At 44.0% G+C, this 16,087-nt stretch carries 12 protein-coding genes; 1 reads left to right on the top strand and 11 read right to left on the bottom strand.

All coding sequences use genetic code 11. The features are described 5' to 3' along the window. Positions 1–518: 518 nt before the first annotated feature. The 4 genes from HXT23_RS04440 to trxA all read right to left on the bottom strand — a co-directional run bounded on the left by HXT23_RS04440 (position 519) and on the right by trxA (position 4,909). Positions 519–1,310 carry a DeoR/GlpR family DNA-binding transcription regulator gene (locus HXT23_RS04440; protein WP_016636371.1) on the bottom strand — a complete coding sequence of 264 codons (792 nt, stop codon included), beginning with the start codon at positions 1,308–1,310 and terminating at the stop codon, positions 519–521. Between the two features lie 162 nt (positions 1,311–1,472). Next, on the bottom strand, positions 1,473–3,131 hold the full coding sequence (locus HXT23_RS04445; protein ID WP_410293996.1) for an MDR family MFS transporter: 1,659 nt from the start codon (positions 3,129–3,131) through the stop codon (positions 1,473–1,475). A 218-nt stretch (positions 3,132–3,349) separates the two neighbouring features. Further along, on the bottom strand, positions 3,350–4,354 hold the full coding sequence (locus HXT23_RS04450) for a G5 domain-containing protein (RefSeq protein ID WP_410293995.1): 1,005 nt from the start codon (positions 4,352–4,354) through the stop codon (positions 3,350–3,352). 198 nt (positions 4,355–4,552) lie between these two features. Further along, positions 4,553–4,909, bottom strand: coding sequence for a thioredoxin (gene trxA, locus HXT23_RS04455; RefSeq protein ID WP_060785879.1), 357 nt, complete (start codon positions 4,907–4,909; stop codon positions 4,553–4,555). Between the two features lie 118 nt (positions 4,910–5,027). On the opposite strand from trxA, the gene serS reads away from it, so the two are divergent. Further along, positions 5,028–6,314 carry a serine--tRNA ligase gene (serS, locus tag HXT23_RS04460; protein ID WP_004131752.1) on the top strand — a complete coding sequence of 429 codons (1,287 nt, stop codon included), beginning with the start codon at positions 5,028–5,030 and terminating at the stop codon, positions 6,312–6,314. A gap of 273 nt (positions 6,315–6,587) precedes the next feature. Here serS and HXT23_RS04465 read toward each other — a convergent pair whose 3' ends face one another. The 7 genes from HXT23_RS04465 to HXT23_RS04495 all read right to left on the bottom strand — a co-directional run bounded on the left by HXT23_RS04465 (position 6,588) and on the right by HXT23_RS04495 (position 16,082). Then, positions 6,588–7,361 carry an HNH endonuclease family protein gene (locus HXT23_RS04465; RefSeq protein WP_016808392.1) on the bottom strand — a complete coding sequence of 258 codons (774 nt, stop codon included), beginning with the start codon at positions 7,359–7,361 and terminating at the stop codon, positions 6,588–6,590. Further along, a complete protein-coding gene (locus HXT23_RS04470; RefSeq protein ID WP_422112757.1) occupies positions 7,345–9,930 on the bottom strand; it encodes an ABC transporter ATP-binding protein in 2,586 nt (861 codons plus the stop codon). Before HXT23_RS04470 ends, HXT23_RS04465 begins: the two co-directional genes overlap by 17 nt. Before the next feature lie 330 nt (positions 9,931–10,260). Next, positions 10,261–10,944, bottom strand: a complete 684-nt coding sequence (locus HXT23_RS04475) for a ribonuclease HII (protein ID WP_410293993.1) — start codon at positions 10,942–10,944, stop codon at positions 10,261–10,263. Between the two features lie 104 nt (positions 10,945–11,048). Next, positions 11,049–12,002, bottom strand: coding sequence for a signal peptidase I (gene lepB / locus HXT23_RS04480; RefSeq protein ID WP_016636362.1), 954 nt, complete (start codon positions 12,000–12,002; stop codon positions 11,049–11,051). A gap of 35 nt (positions 12,003–12,037) precedes the next feature. Further along, positions 12,038–12,406: a 50S ribosomal protein L19 gene (gene rplS / locus HXT23_RS04485; RefSeq protein WP_004127473.1), complete on the bottom strand. Its 369-nt coding sequence runs from the start codon at positions 12,404–12,406 to the stop codon at positions 12,038–12,040. A gap of 256 nt (positions 12,407–12,662) precedes the next feature. After that, positions 12,663–14,195: a nitrate/sulfonate/bicarbonate ABC transporter ATP-binding protein gene (locus HXT23_RS04490; protein ID WP_119529191.1), complete on the bottom strand. Its 1,533-nt coding sequence runs from the start codon at positions 14,193–14,195 to the stop codon at positions 12,663–12,665. Positions 14,196–14,333: 138 nt separating this feature from the next. Then, on the bottom strand, positions 14,334–16,082 hold the full coding sequence (locus HXT23_RS04495) for an ABC transporter permease (protein WP_119529190.1): 1,749 nt from the start codon (positions 16,080–16,082) through the stop codon (positions 14,334–14,336). Between the last annotated feature and the right edge of the window lie 5 nt (positions 16,083–16,087).

Below are 16,087 nucleotides of genomic sequence, written 5' to 3' on the forward strand. Positions count from 1 at the left end.
CGACGACCTGCCTTTTCGCTTAAAGAGTAGCGCGAAAAGGCAATTCGGAGCGCTGAGCCACTTAAGGCAGAAGCACTGCTTCTGCGTGGCGAAGACGTTCGCGCGCTGTAACGCGCGAACGATATTTCCCGAAAATGTCGCTCAAAACGTCAAAATCAACAACAAAACACGGAAAACGTTAGCGCAACCTAAACGCGAATGCACGTCATGTCGTAAATCAAATACAAACACACTACAGTTTTGCGTGTTTATGTAGTGCGTTTGTACCAAAAAACACCGAAATTCGGTACAAACGCACTACATGGCAGGTCGTGTCGTTCGCACGGATTAGCCGTGCGAACGTCTTCGCTTGCGTTGAAAGCACACCGTGCTTTCAACCTGAGCAAGCTCAGCGCTCCGAATTGGAAAATCGTTAGCGCGGTCTAAGCACGCTAACGTAGAAACACCCAGACCTCCCACAACGCTAAGTAGGAAAATAGCTTGCGAGGCCTAAGCGCAAAGGCAGGTCGTCGCGTAAGCTATTCACCAGTAACTGTTGGCGCAAGAACTAGATTCTTAACCAACTCGCGAGTGCGAAGCTGCGAATCAGCGTCTAAGCAATCGTCTGTAATAACAGTGTCAACCTGGTCAAATCGCGCAAAAAGCGAAAGCGACGTGCAAGTCCACTTAGTATGATCCGTTAATATAATCGTGCGATCCGCAATATCCATCAAAGCCATATCCGTAGCGGCTTCCAGCGAATTTGGCATAAGGAACCCGCGAGGCAAACTAACGGAATGCGTGCCCAAAAATACTGTGTTTACGCGCAAAGACGAAACAACTTTATCGGCAATAGGCCCAACCAACGAGTTGGAACGCGTAATCACACCGCCCGTAACAATAACCTCAATATCTTTAGATTCAAGCGCTTGAACAAGCTCCGCAACTGGAATCGAATTTGTTAGAATCGTGATTCCAGACGCCCTGCGCGACTCAAGAAGATGCTGAGCAAACACGTATGCGGTTGTGCCGCCACCTATTGCAATCACATCCCCTGGCTGAACATAATCCACCGCCTTAGTGGCGATTGCATCCTTAAGACCCATATCCATCTGCGATTTTACGGAAAACAGCGGCTCCGAAAGAAGTGTGTTAGTTGTAACAGCACCACCGTGCACGCGTTTTAGAAGACCGCGATCCGAAAGCTCCGCAATATCCCTGCGAATTGTCATTGCAGAAACGGCGAGTTCCTTAGAAAGAGCGGTAATACGCACGGCTCCCCTGGTGCGAAGGCGGCTCAAAATCAATTGTTGACGCTGTGAAGAAATCATGTGAACATTATCGCACAAGTAAACGCAAAAAACAAACGCAGATGAGCGTTTCTAGGCTCAAAACGTTATGTATTTAACAAAAATCACATAAAATCTGGCAAAACGAACAAATGCTTGTAAAAAGTGCGCGTTACCAAGCACTGTAGAGATTCTTGCAAGATATCAGTATTGATGATGCGTATGATCGTGCATAACATCTTTATGCTCCGATGCGTGCGGAATGTGCAAAACGCGCATACGGTCAATCGCCCTGCGCGCAAGCTGATGCGCCGAACCCGCGCCTTCTCCCTTAACGCCAAAAATAACAATCAACGCCATAATAGCCGTAATAATCGCGCTAATTCGCAAAGTCCATTGCACGCCAAAAATACTAGCCGCAACATTATCCGCGCTTCCAACACCCGTAAGCAAGTGATGCCATTGCGTAAAGGTGGCCATTGTTACAACAAGCACAGGCGCACCAATCGCACCCCAAAGCTGACGCATTGTATTAGTCACAGCAGATCCGTCGCCAAGCTCGCTTTGTTGCAAACAGTTTAACGACCACGTTGTAACAGGCATAAGCAAGAATCCCATGCCGATTTGACGCGTAAATTGCCAAATAGAAATCCACCAAATCCACGTATGCATGTCTATAAGGCTCATCATTACTGTGCCAAAAAGCAAAATCAACGAGCCAGCCATTGCCACTGGCCGCACGCCAAAACGATCGAGCATGCGCCCACCAAAGTATTGCGAAATGGCCATTCCAAACGCGCCAGGCAAAAGCACGAGTCCGCTCATAGTGGCGGAAAAACCGCGATCCGACTGAATATAAAGTGGAATAACAACCATAATCGAGCTAAACGCAAAGAACGTTAAGCATGCGCAAGCCGTTCCAATTGTAAAATAGCGATTCTTCAAAACGTTAATGCCAAGTAAAGGTTGCTTACCACTCGCGTGCGCGCGCAACTGTCTCGCAACAAACCATGCAACTCCGCACGCACCAACAAGCATAGGCGCCCAAGAAAACGCGCTAGAAATTCCGTACGCTTCAATGTTTGTAAAGCCAAACATAACGCCGCCGAAACCAATAATCGAAAGACCAACGGAGAAAAAGTCGGCTTTCGCAGTGCGATCTTGCTCGCCAAAATTGTGCAAGAAGAACGCAGAAAGAACAATAGAAATTACGCCAATAATGCTAAGTGACAAAAAGATTGAACGCCACCCGTTGAAATCAGTTTGAATGCCGCCAACAGTTGGACCGATTGCTGGCGCAATGCTCATAGCCATACCAACGCTGCCCATAGCCATTCCGCGCCGCGTTACTGGATACACAGAAAACACGGTGATTTGCAACACGGGCCACATAACGCCAGTACCAATCGCCTCTAAAGTGCGGCCAGCCAACGCCATAATAAAATCATTGCTAAGCCACGCCATAATCGAGCCAAGCGTAAAAAGAATCATAGACGATATAACGATTTGACGCGTGGAAAATCGCCTAGTTAAAAACGCAGTAAGCGGCACCATAATAGCCATAACCAACTGAAAAATAGACGTAAGCCACTGACCTGTAGTAACACTAATGTTAAATTCGCGAACAATCGTTGGCAGCGCGGCCGTAAGTTGTAATTGCGCAAAATTACCAATAAACGTTATAAAAGTTAAAATTGCCAAAGAAACCAAGGCTGCGCTCGTAAGACGATTGTTCTTATACGCTTGCTCACCAACAAGAGCATGGCTAAGTTCACGCCAATTCCCAAAAGACTTGCATTTATAAGACTTGCTAACAGAGTCACTACTCTTATTAAACCATGATTTTCTAGGCAATATTGTCACTTAAACTTCCTTCCATATTTGCAAAACACGCATAAAATAATCAGCGATTATTGTAAAACCAAGAAACATAATCGACTCTACAATAATCGCCTTAAAACAAGCCTATAAGTCTACTCCGTGAGTTTGTTGTTTACAAAGCTACAAACTACAAACTACAAACTACAAACACACGATTCTCTATAACCCAACGATTCTCAAAAAATTCATTACGCGCCAAATCAGTAGCTTCTATGCGACAACCAATGCCTATACGCGCCTTGAATCGACCCATAACGACCATTGCAATAATTCCAGAACCAACGAAGCTGAGTTTGATAATTAGTTGCCCAATCAGCGCCCATAGAAGACATCTTTCTTCCAGGCAAAGCTTGAGGCAAACCATACGCGCCAGAAGGATTCATAGCGTTTACGCGCCAACCAGATTCGTGCGAGATAATAAACACAGTAGCAGTAAAATCAGCCTCGCTATATCCGTTTGAAAGCAGCCACGAATGCGCCCACTCTTGCATCTCGCCTGCTGGAACAGTGGTTCCAATAGACGCAGCAAAATCAGAATCTACACTAGCACCGCCAGTTCCAACAAGAACAACCCTATCTTTTGGAGCTTGCTTAACAAAAGATACAAAAACGTTGGAAGACACAATCTTCTTGCCTGCGCGCGTAACAATTTTGCTTGTTTCCATAACACCAGGCGCACCCTGCTCTTTAACCTTTTCCGTGCCTTTTGGAAGAGCAGATGTCTCTTTTTTAACCGTATTAAACGCAATAGGCTCGTCGGAAGTTTCTAACTTTGCTCCCGCACGCTTAATAGTTATAACTGTAGACTCGCTAACCCTTGAATCAAGAGACGGCGTAACAACGTCGTGCGAATCCAAAGTTATGTCTCCCGCTTCTAAAACGGACTTAACATTTGTAAAATCTGTTCCAAAAACCGCGCGATGATGGCCATTTATATTTACAGTAATATAAGAAGTTGCGCCCTTTTTAGATGGTTTAAGCGAGTTTCTGTATGCACCACGAGAAACCTGATTTTCGCTATCTGTAGCCGAATAGGCGGTTACATAAGACTTTGCGGAATTTGATTTGGAACCAGAATAAAAGTTTCGAGAAACAATTCCAAGAACTACAACAGCCACAATACTAACAAAAATCACTGCGACTCTTGCCCATTGACGCATGCTCAATGAAGTAAGCGTAACAGTTTTCTTTCTGTGACTTGTCATAACTCTCCTTGATAGAAGTTAGTGCAAAGTGTAAACCTAAAACGTTATACGACTTTTCGTTATATAACTTTTAGTCATACGACTTTTGCACAAAGTATATATAATTGTAGTCTTACGTAAAGAGAAGCCCTAAAAATCAAGGTTCTTGCGACTATTCCCCGCAATCCTTAAATTCGCTTTACTCGCTTACAGAATCACCTAATTATCTTTATTATTTTCATCATCTTTACTAGGATCATAAGCCTTAGCTTGATTAACTAAATCTTCTAAATCAGCTGGAAGCAAAGCGCCAGCTTGACGATAAATAACATCTCCGCGCTTAATAACCATAACTGTTGGAACCGCTTTAATCGCAGCTGCACTCGCCAAATCTGGAGACTGATCAATGTCTACTTTAACAAACGGAACATCTTCAAACTTTGCGCTTACTTGCTCAAAAATCGGCCCAAAAGCACGGCAAGGACCGCACCAAGTGGCCCAAAAATCAACAACAACTACCTCGTTGGTGCTTGCAATCTTCTCAAAATCTTCTTGAGTAGCGTGAATAAGTGCCATTTTTACTCCTTAAAACAAGATTTAATAAATTTTACACGCACACATGCTCATTCGCATCTGCCATTCGCACCATGCTTATACGCATTATCTGTCGCCTTACGGCACTAGGCTAGAAAACATGCTTGATATCCAATTTATTCGTGAACATGCCGACGTAGTTAAGGAATCGCAACGCAAGCGTGGCGAGTCCGTAGAACTTGTCGATGAAGTGCTTCGCGCAGACGATTTGCGCCGCACAAGCTTAAAGGCATTTGAGGCAGCTAGAGCCGATCAAAAAGCAATTGGCAAAAAGGTAGCAGCCGCAAGCGCAGACCAAAAAGCCGAACTTATTGCACAAACAAAAGAGTTAGCGCAAAAAGTTGCACAGTTTAAGGCTCAATCCGAGCAAGCTACTGCCGACTACACAACAGCAATGTGGAAGCTTTCTAACATTGTAGAAGACGAAGCTCCAGAAGGCGGAGAAGACGACTACGTTGTTGTTAAGAAGGTTGGCACACCTCGCGACTTTGCAGCAGAAGGCTTTGAGCCAAAAGACCACTTGACTCTTGGAACTGGCGTTGCTGGAATCGATATGCGCAGAGGCGTTAAGGTTGCAGGCTCTCGCTTCTACTTCTTGCGCGGAGCTGTTGCCCGCTTGCAAATCGCAATGCTTACAATGGCTGTAGACCAAGCAGAAGAGCACGGCTTTACGCTTGCGATTACGCCAACACTTGTGCGTCCAGAAGTTATGCGAGGAACTGGATTCTTGAATTCTCACGCAGACGAAATTTATCGCCTTCGCGAGCCAGATGATCAATACCTAGTTGGTACATCCGAAGTTGCTCTTGCAGGCATGCATGAGGATGAAATCCTTGACTTAAGTAATGGCGCTTTGCGCTACTGTGGCTGGTCGAGCTGCTACCGCCGAGAAGCTGGTGCTGCTGGAAAAGATACTTCTGGCATTATTCGCGTGCATCAATTCGATAAGGTAGAAATGTTTGTTTATTGCAAGCAAGAAGATTCTCGCGCAGAACATCAAAAGTTGCTTGGAATGGAACAAGAGATGCTCGCTAAGGTGGAAGTGCCTTACCGCATTATTGACACCGCTGCTGGCGACCTTGGCTCTTCTGCTGCGCGCAAGTTTGATTGCGAAGCTTGGGTGCCAACTCAGGGTCGCTACCGCGAGCTTACTTCTACTTCTAATTGCACTGAGTATCAGGCTCGCCGCTTGAATGTTCGCGAGCGCATAGAAGATGGCGGAACTCGCCCAGTTAGCACGCTTAATGGCACTTTGGCTACCACTCGCTGGCTTGTTGCTATTTTGGAAAATCATCAGCACGAAGATGGTTCTATTGATATTCCAAAAGCTATGCAAGCATACATGGGTGGCAAAGAGGTTATTGAACCTACTAAGTGGGAAGCATAGAAGCCTAAAAGCCTAACATAGCTTTAAGTCTTTAATTTAACGTTGACTAATAAGTGTGCAAATCAGTTTTGGTTTGCACACTTTTTTTATTTGCACAACGCCGCTTTTTGTACGTGATTTAGGCCAAATATGGTACAAAGTGCGGAAGTTTTTCCGCTTTTTGTACGTGATTTAGGCCAAAAATGGTACAAAATGCGGAAAATCGAAGTACATTCGCACAGCGAACGTCGATGCCACAACGCAACAACACAACACCGCTCACCGCTCACAGCTCTACTTTGTAGGCAACTCTTGCGCAGAACACCCGTGCAAAACAGACGCCATACTCTGCTTTTCGGCGCTTGTAACGCTAAGGTCGTACTTATACTTAACAGCAATCTGCCTAGCTACATAACCGCATCTAAAAGACTTATTAGATGGAAGCCAATAGGCCGCAGAAGCAGAGCCTTTTTCTTGGTTTGCTGCTCCTTGCACAGCAAGAAGGTTCAGCATATCGTTACCAAACTTAAGTCGCTTAGCGCGATTCCACTTCCAAGCACCCGACTGCCAAGCGTTTTCTAGAGCAACAACGTGGTCAATTTGAACAAGAGCGCTAGTTTTTCTGCCTCGCACAAAGTTAATATCTAATCCTGTATATGGGTCATGTAAAAGCCCAGACGCCACTTTGCAAGATCCCGCATACTTAAAGCGAACATGCGTTAAATCGCGCGCAAGAACGTCTTCTCGAACATCACAACCGTTTTTATCATCGTCTGTAGTTCTATACCCAAAAACGCTTCTGTTATATCCAGAAGCATGCGACTTATCTACTTTTAACTTGCTAAGCTTTTCTGCAGCATCTCCACTGGCAACGTATTCTCCAGTAATATTCCCAACATCTTGGTTGAGTTTAGGCAAAACTAAGCCAATAACAATTCCTATAAGAATCGCGAGCGCAATAAGCCATATAAAAGACGTTACGCTCCTAGAGATTGGAGCGTTGCTATAGCGCGCATCACCTACTCTACGGTTACTACGACTACTACGGTTACTACGATTGCGCAGCATGATTAATATCTACAACCCAAGGAATACGACGTATAACAATGTTGAGCACTTGCTGAATAAGGCTAATAAGAATAATGATTGCCATAACTGCGTACACAACGTTCCATTGCGGATTCTTAGTTACAAGCGGATGTATTGTGCTAGAAACAAGCATTATTGCGTTTGCGATTCCAATAAGAGAAACCGACATAAGAATCGCTTGCATTCTGCCGACTTTGCGCGATAATCTTACGCGTTGCTGAGCCAATTTTCGCATTGAATCAACAACTCGTTTAACGCAATAGTCTCCTTGACGGAATGCCAATACTTCTTGCAAACCAAGCTCTACATCATCTACTTCTAGTTCAACCATTTTTTGATCTAGATGAACTTTATTAATAAAGCTTTTAAGGCTCAAACTAAACAATCCTGGGATTACAAACACGATTAGCAAACAAATCACAGACGCAAAAATCGCGATTTGAACACTAAAATAGCTTAGCAAAACGATTGCTGGAATAATCGAAAGAATCATTCCAACGCTCATACTAAGACCTGCCTTGTGTAAGTGAGCGTGATGAAGGTCTAGTCCTGCAAAAGACGCAACAAGCGTTAAGCATCTTAAGCATGCGCAAACAACTACAACAAGAACGTAGTCTTTAACACCTAAGCCAAAAAGCGGCCTGCTTGCTATAGCAAACATTGCTGCGATTGCGCAAACAGGAATCAACAAAGCACAAACAATGTTTATTACAGTTGAGAAGGCACTGAGAATGGCAAATAATGCTTTCTTTAAGTAAGACACTTTTGATTTTTTGCCACTATTATGCGCAATATTCTCACGCTCATTTTCACGCTCATCGCCACTTGAATCGCTACTTGTATCGCCACTTTGCGCGCGCAAATCGCCACTTAAATCGCCACTTAGCGCGCCTACAGATGCAGCTCGCGCACGCGAATCACTAAACACACTAACTTTAACTAAATTGTCTGCACTAGTGGCGTAGCTATCGCTTGGAAGAAACACAAGAATAGTTGCTTTTTTGGCAATTTTGCGCAAAATATCGCATAAGTTTTTAGCTTCTTTAGCGCTAATGTTTTTAGAAGAATAGTCAAAAATGTATACAGGAGTGCGGCGAATCAGCGCGCGCGCCATAACAAGTCTCCTAAGAATGTCTTGCTTATTTTCGGCATGAATATTTTCTACGCGCAAGTCTAAACCGTTGTAATCTGCATAAACAACACCATCCGCGCGAGCAGCCCCAAGTGCCTGCCACATAGACGTTGTAGTAGCATTTTTAGACGCCATCAGTAAGTTTTCTCGCAAAGTAGCAGAAAACATGTGACTATTCTTGCGAACAATCGTTACAAGATCCGCCAATGCACCAGGATCTACATTATTTAGAGTTATATAAGAAGGATTTCCCACAATATCGCCAAAATCAGATGCCACAAATGGCGAATCTGCACCCAAATCAGGCAAAGCGTAACTATCACTGTAAGATAGCGCAACATTCGATTTAGAGCTAAAAGTGACGCCATTAAGAACGTTATTCGCAACTAAATCGTAATACTCGCTTGGCATTATATTCAGTTTTCCACTAGAAACATTAAAGGATGCGCGCAAAGGACGATTATTCTTAACAAAATTACAACGAACATGCAAAGAAACGTTGCTAGCGCCATCTGGAATACTCAAAGACGACTTATTGTCTATTTTTTCTAGCACGGATTGTGAATATTCGGAATCCAAATCGGAATCTAAAGTAGACGAATTATTGGAAGAACCACCATTAGCAGCAACACTTTTGAACAAATCGCCAATATTATTTAGCCCCAAAACAGCACGATTTTTAATATGCATGCAATTAGCAACTCGGCGAATTGGATCCACACTTAACATAAGCAGCGGCAAAGTTAGCATTGCTGCAGGAAGACCAACAGACCTAACTGAAAGAAGCCAAACCGTGCAAACAACAGCAACCGCAACCATAAAATACGTCAAAAAAGCGCACAAACAACGCAACAAAACACGAACGTTATAAAGCGCAGTACAAAGAGCTAAAGCAGAAAAAACGGCCGCAACGAGGCAAATACTCGCTAGATAAGTGTTGATTGAGAACAACGCAATGCTAACAGCAAAAGGCATAGGAAAAGCTGCAAAAATTTGCGGCAAAAGCAAACCAGCCCAACGCTGAACCCAAGCAATATCTTCATTTACGCAGATTGAAGAATACTCAACAGAATCAGTGCGATTAGCCGAACTGAGCGAAATCATAGATCGCAACATCTTCGGTCGAAGCTTCATAGCTACGCGAGTGCCAATCTCGGTAGAAAAAATACAAGATTGATGGAAAGCAATGTATTTTATAATCAAAATACCAACAAGCGAAATCAAATAAGACGTTAACTCAACGGAGCTAAGCAAAGATTTACCAGTATATTTTGCTGGAATCAAAATAGGCGAAAGAATACCAACACAAACATACACAAAACCGATGTTTGCAAGAGAAGATATAGCAAGACACGCCGCTCTTAAGGCAACCAGATGTTTAACACCTGGAACAAAAGCAAAGAAACGACTAATCATTTAACTATCCTTTTCTTGTTCATAAAACCTACAAAATCAACGTAGTTATATTATGCATAAGAGCGAACACATTTAACCAGTGCAAACAAACACAAAAACAGCCAAACATCTAAATATCTAAACATCAAACATCAAACAAATCTAATACTCATAGCACATCTAACATCTAAACTCTTAAAGCACTATAAATCACTTTTCAAACCCGTAAAATGCACTTCTACAAGCACTCTCTAACACACAGATTCGCTACCTATTACAACACATAAGATTACGCTAAACGCCAGGCATCAACACGCCGAATTGTAGATTGCTAGCTACACAAAATGCGCACTACCCCAAATGCCAACTCAAACGGTGCAAATCGCTAGCGCCGTGCTCAAGAATCGCATCCCTATGCGCTTTAGAACCATAGCCCTTGTTATGCGCCCAATCGTAAACAGCATATTTTGGATTTTGCGCTAAATCAATCATCAACGAATCTCGAGTCACCTTTGCAATAACAGAAGCCGCAGAAACACTAGCACACTTTTGATCTGCCTTAACTAAAGTGTGAACTTTTACAGAAAATTGCATACTAGGCGCATCAAAAGTACCTAAAGCTTTGCCAACGTAATTGAACGGACCGTCCAAAATCGCAGCAATCCGCGCATCTTTAAGGCTAGAGCGCATGCGATTTTGAACATCGTTAATTGCATTAATCGCAGCAACACCAAGAGCGTAGCTAATACCCCACTCGTCAATTTGACGATTTGTGCAAGAGCCAACAGCAAAAGCATTACACCAATTTTCAATCGGATCCAGCAAACCCTCCCGCTTATGCGCATTAAGAAGCTTAGAATCCGCTAAACCTTGCGGAAAACTACCCGATTTAATCTTTTGCGCACTAAAAAGCGCAGCCCCAACCATAACAGGACCAGCAAGACTACCGCGGCCAACTTCGTCTAAGCCAACAACCCAGTCAAATCCGCTGCTTATAAGGTTTTGTTCAAAGTCAAAAGATGGAATAATTGCCAAATTTGCCTACTCTTAACTACTTATTTGCACTACTTATTTGCGATATCTACTTATTTGCGATATCAACTTACGTTTACTTATGCTTAATTACGTCTACTTACGTCTTACTTATTTGCAGATTTGGCTTTTACATCGTCAAAAGCATCGCTGTGGTTTTCAAAAATACCCATACGATTAAGTGGCCAAAAACGCATAAACGCAACGCCTTCAATTTTAGAAATTGGCACTAAACCGTCGTCTCCATCGTTCTTATGGTACCTAGAATCCGCGGAATTAGCGCGATTATCTCCAAGAACAAAAACGTGACCTGGCTTAACTTTTACCTTAAACGCAAACGCACTCGGACTTACGCCTGGTCTAATGTAAGCAGATTCAAGAACTGGAACGCCATTAACCAAAATCGGGTCGCCATCTCCCTTGCACTCAACTGTATCTCCAGGAAGACCAATAAGACGCTTAATTAAATCTTTGCCTGCAAGAATGCCACCACTGCTGCTTTCTCCGCTTAGCCAATTAGCGGGATCTTCGAAAACAACAATATCACCACGATTTAGCGGAAAAACCCTAGGAGTTAGTTTAGACGTAACAACGTAATCGCCTATATGAATTGTGTCTAGCATAGATCCCGACGGTATAAAATACACGCCAAGAATAAAAATACGCAAAAGAATCACAACAATAATAGGAACAAGATACCAAGCAATAAGCTCTTTCCAAGAAGTTTTGAAAAGCTTTACTGTTCTTGCTTTAGAGCCATTTTGCTCTTGAGAATTTTGACGATTATTTTGCTCCGAATTATTACCACGCAAAGCGTAATTCGTATAATCGCGATTATTCACGCAATTACCAGAAACGTGATTTCCCCTGATTTTGCAATGTTTAGAGTGCATACCAGCTCCAGCACTCTTAGAGCCAAAATTAAAAACGCTCATAACACCAAAGCCAGAAGCAAGATTACGCTTGACTTCTGGCTCGGGTGGAACAGGAGAAGGATTCAAGCCGTGACCTGCTACATTAACAATATGATTATCGCTATTTTGCAAGTCTTCGGAATGCATATTAATCCTTATGTAAATCCTTAACCTAAATAAATTTACTTAGCAGCGCTGTTGTCACGACGCTCGGCAATACGAGCAGCCTTGCCACGCAAAGCGCGCAAGTAGTAAAGCTTAGCGCGACGAACGCGACCACTACGAACCAGCTTAATCGAATCGATAGCTGGAGAATGAAGTGGGAAGCGACGCTCAACACCAGTACCAAAGCTAACCTTACGAACAACAAAAGTCTCGCGAACGCCAGCACCCTTACGAGCAATAACTACGCCAGTAAAAGTCTGAATACGAGTGTTGTTGCCTTCCTGAATCTTAACGTTAACGTCAACAGTATCTCCAGGACGGAAAGCTGGGATTTCTTCGGCAGCCTTAAGATGCTTAGCATCAAATGCTTCTACAGCATTCACCATAATAATTCCTCCATCGCCGCCGCATATCAGCGCAAGTTTTATCAAAGTAAATTGTCTAATTTTAATTTTGACTTTTAACTTTACTTTGAATAATCTTTCCCAAAAAGTTTGCTTTTTGGGGCTTCCATCCGCCAATCTTCAAAAGCTGGCTAGACTACTAATAAGCAGACTATGCGGCATCCGCTTATTGAAAGCATACGAACATAAATTTATGCTCAATAATGGACATTATTTAGCACTATTTCGCACTATTTTATCACGCAACGCCATTAAGCGGCGCTGTTTCAACAGTACGCGTTAACTCGTCGTCGTCGGCATCGTAGTCAAAAAGCTCACCATAACGACCCCAGCTAATCGCAATATCAAATTGCTGACGAGCCAAAGCGTCCGTATGCTTACTGCGAAGCAAATCCAAAATCAACTCACCGCGAAGCTTGCCGTTGCGGTTTCGGCTCAAAGCCTGGTCAATCGCGTGAACAAGAGGCGCATGCTCAATCGCAAGTCGCGCAAACACCTGCTTGCTGTGCAAAATGTCGGCATTATGCCACTCTTGACCAGCTTGCGTAATCGTAATATGGCCATTTTCTGCTGTGAGCAAATCAAGCATTGTTCCAGCATCCACAAGCGGGAACAAGTCATCGATTTCAAACGACAAATCCGCAGCCAAATCAGCCAAATCAATACCATCTGGCTCTTCCGATATAACGTCTAGCAAACCAGCCATGCCTCCTGGCGTTGCATTAGGCAGCAAGTGCACAGCAACTGGCTCTGGCTTTTGCTCGCCCGCATCCGCTTGCTCTTCGTTTTGCTTAGCTTCCACTTCTGCATCGTGATGCTTTTGAATAAGCATATCTGCGATTGCAGCAGCCTCAGTTTCTTCCGCATCCGCTTGCTCCGCAGGCAAAGAGTCGCTCGCAGCACTAGACGAATCGCTAGAGACGGACGAATCCGCATTTTGCGATTCAAGATCGCTTTCTGGATTCGAGCCAGTCAAAATAGCATAAAGATTATCTACCATCGCCTCAAATTCAGCACTATGCTTGTCTCTTGGTCGAGGCAAATCAACTTGCACATCTGCAATCAAATGACCTGGATGAGACCCCAAAACTACCACGCGATCCGCCATTTGCACAGCTTCTTCAATATTGTGCGTAACGATTACAACAGACTTGATATCACGCTCTTCACTAGACCAAAGCTTAAGAACTTCCTGACGAAGATTTTCTGCCGTAAGAACGTCAAGAGCCGAGAATGGCTCATCCATAAACAAAGCGTCTGGGCGCAAAACCAGCGCGCGCGCAATGCCTACACGCTGGCGCATACCGCCCGAAAGCTCCTTTGGGTACGCTGTTTCAAAGCCGTCCAAGCCAATTGCATCTATTGCAGCGAGCGCAAGCTCCGTGCGCTTCTCTTTACTAACGCCTCTAGCGCGCAAGCCAAGCTCCACATTGTCTTGAACTGTAAGCCATGGCATAAGAGCAAAGGTTTGGAAGACGATTGCCACTCCTGGGTTTGGCCCTGTAAGCTCGCGTCCGCGATATGTAACTGTTCCCTCTGTTGGCTGAATCAAGCCTGCCATTGTTCGCAAGAAGGTTGACTTTCCCGCGCCAGAACGCCCTAGAATTGCAACGATTTCGCCTTCGCGCAGCGTAAACGATATGTCGTGAAGTACGTGCTGAGTAGTGCCACTATCCGAAGTAAAGCTCTGGCTTATGTGCTTTGCGTCAATAATGTCGCTTGTAATTGAAGACTGCGCAGCCTTTTGCGCGTTTTTGTTCAAAGTGTTCATAATTTTGCCAATCTTTTCGTAAAGTTTGTAAGTTTATAAGTTTAATTTTTGAATTTATTGATTTTATTTATATTGATTTAGCGATTAATGGCAACTAACAAGCAACTAATCATCGGTTACTTGCGATTAGCCAATCGTTTAATTCAACACGAATCTTTTTGCGGAGTACCTTTGCAAAGGCGCCCAGAACAGTCGATTACTTAACACAACTATTAAGCTCATAACAGTTACTCCCACAAGCGTTTTTACGGAATCACCAACGGTTGTTGCATTCGTAATATACGCGCCCAAACCTTGAGTTGCCATGTGATTCTTGCCGTATTCAACAATCTCTGCAACAATCGAAGCGTTCCAAGCGCCGCCAGCGGCCGTAATTCCGCCAGTGCACCAAGATCCAAAAATCGCAGGCAAAACAAGAGTCTTCCACTTAAGTACACGATTCAATCTAAAGCTTCTTGTCATTTCTCGTAAATCGTCTGGAATCGCACTAGCGCCTGCAATAACGTTAAACAGAATGTACCATTGCGTGCCAAGTGCCATCAAAATAATACTTCCCCAGCCAAGGTCAATGTGCCAAGCCATAAACCACATCATTGCAAATGGGAATATAAAGTTTGCTGGGAAGCTAGCCAAGATTTGCACAACAGGTTGCATAATGCGAGAAATCTTAGGATTCATGCCAATATACACGCCTACTGGCACCCAAATCAGCGAGCTTACAAAAATCAACACTGCAACGCGCACAAAAGTCAAAGCGCCTAACGCTCCAGCTGTAACAAACTCTTGCAAACCTGTGCGAGTTGCTACAAAGTAAAGCATTTGTGCAGCCGCAGCAATAATTAGAACAATCATTACAACGTTAAAAACTAAATCGCCAAGCTTGCGAGCAGACGCTTTACGAGGCCATTTTGCACCCGTGCGTCCGAATGGGCGCGTAGCCAATTCCAGCCACTCGCGAATAGGCGAAAACAGCTTGCTAATAACTTCGTCGGCATGCGAATGACGAATAAGCGTTAAAATCGCGCTCTTTCGCTCTTCATCGGACGCGCTTTGCGTTATGCGGAATCGCTCTGCCCACGCGGTAAGCGGCTTCCAAAGGAAAAAGTCGATTGCAAGCACAACAATAATCATGGATAAAATGGCCCACCAAATATTTCCAAGCTTGTTTTCTGCAGCAGATTGCGCAACAAAGCTACCAACTCCAGGCAGCGCATAAGTGTGATTGTTTACGGAAATCATCTCGGAAGCAGTAAGGAAGAACCATCCGCCACCAACGCTCATCATGCAATTCCAAAGCAGCGGAATCATTGCGTTTGGCATATCCAGCACCCAGAATCTCTGCCAATGCGTAAGTTGCAAGCTGCGCACTGCCTCGTCTAACTCCTTAGGCTCACTTAAAAGCGAACGGTGGAACGAGAAAGTCATGTTCCACGCCTGGCTTGTAAAAATCGCAAAAATCGAAGCGGCTTCAACGCCCATCATCGATCCTGGGAAAATCACTAACCAAATCGTTACTGTAGCCGAAAGGAAGCCAAGAATTGGAACGGATTGCAAAATGTCTAGCAATGGAATAAGAACCTTGCCCAAGCGACGGCTGCGCGCTGCAAGAGATCCGTAAATAATCGTAAAAATCAGCGATGCTATAAGCGCAAGCATCATGCGGAACACGGATCTAAGCGTGTAATAAGGCAAATTAATAAGGTCTGTTGAAACCGCGGAAGGTATGCCACTAGGTCCAATCGGCTGGTTAATGCGCTGCAAAAGGAAAGCGCTTACTCCAAAAAGTGCGATTATGCCAACGCACACAATAATATCGGACCAAAAACGAGTGTTTTCGTCTACTTGCGCGCTGGCACTACTTTTTCCAGATGTTGTAAATATTGTCATGATAA

This window comes from Gardnerella sp. DNF00257 (assembly GCF_049262745.1).
GTDB classification, from domain to species: domain Bacteria; phylum Actinomycetota; class Actinomycetes; order Actinomycetales; family Bifidobacteriaceae; genus Bifidobacterium; species Bifidobacterium piotii.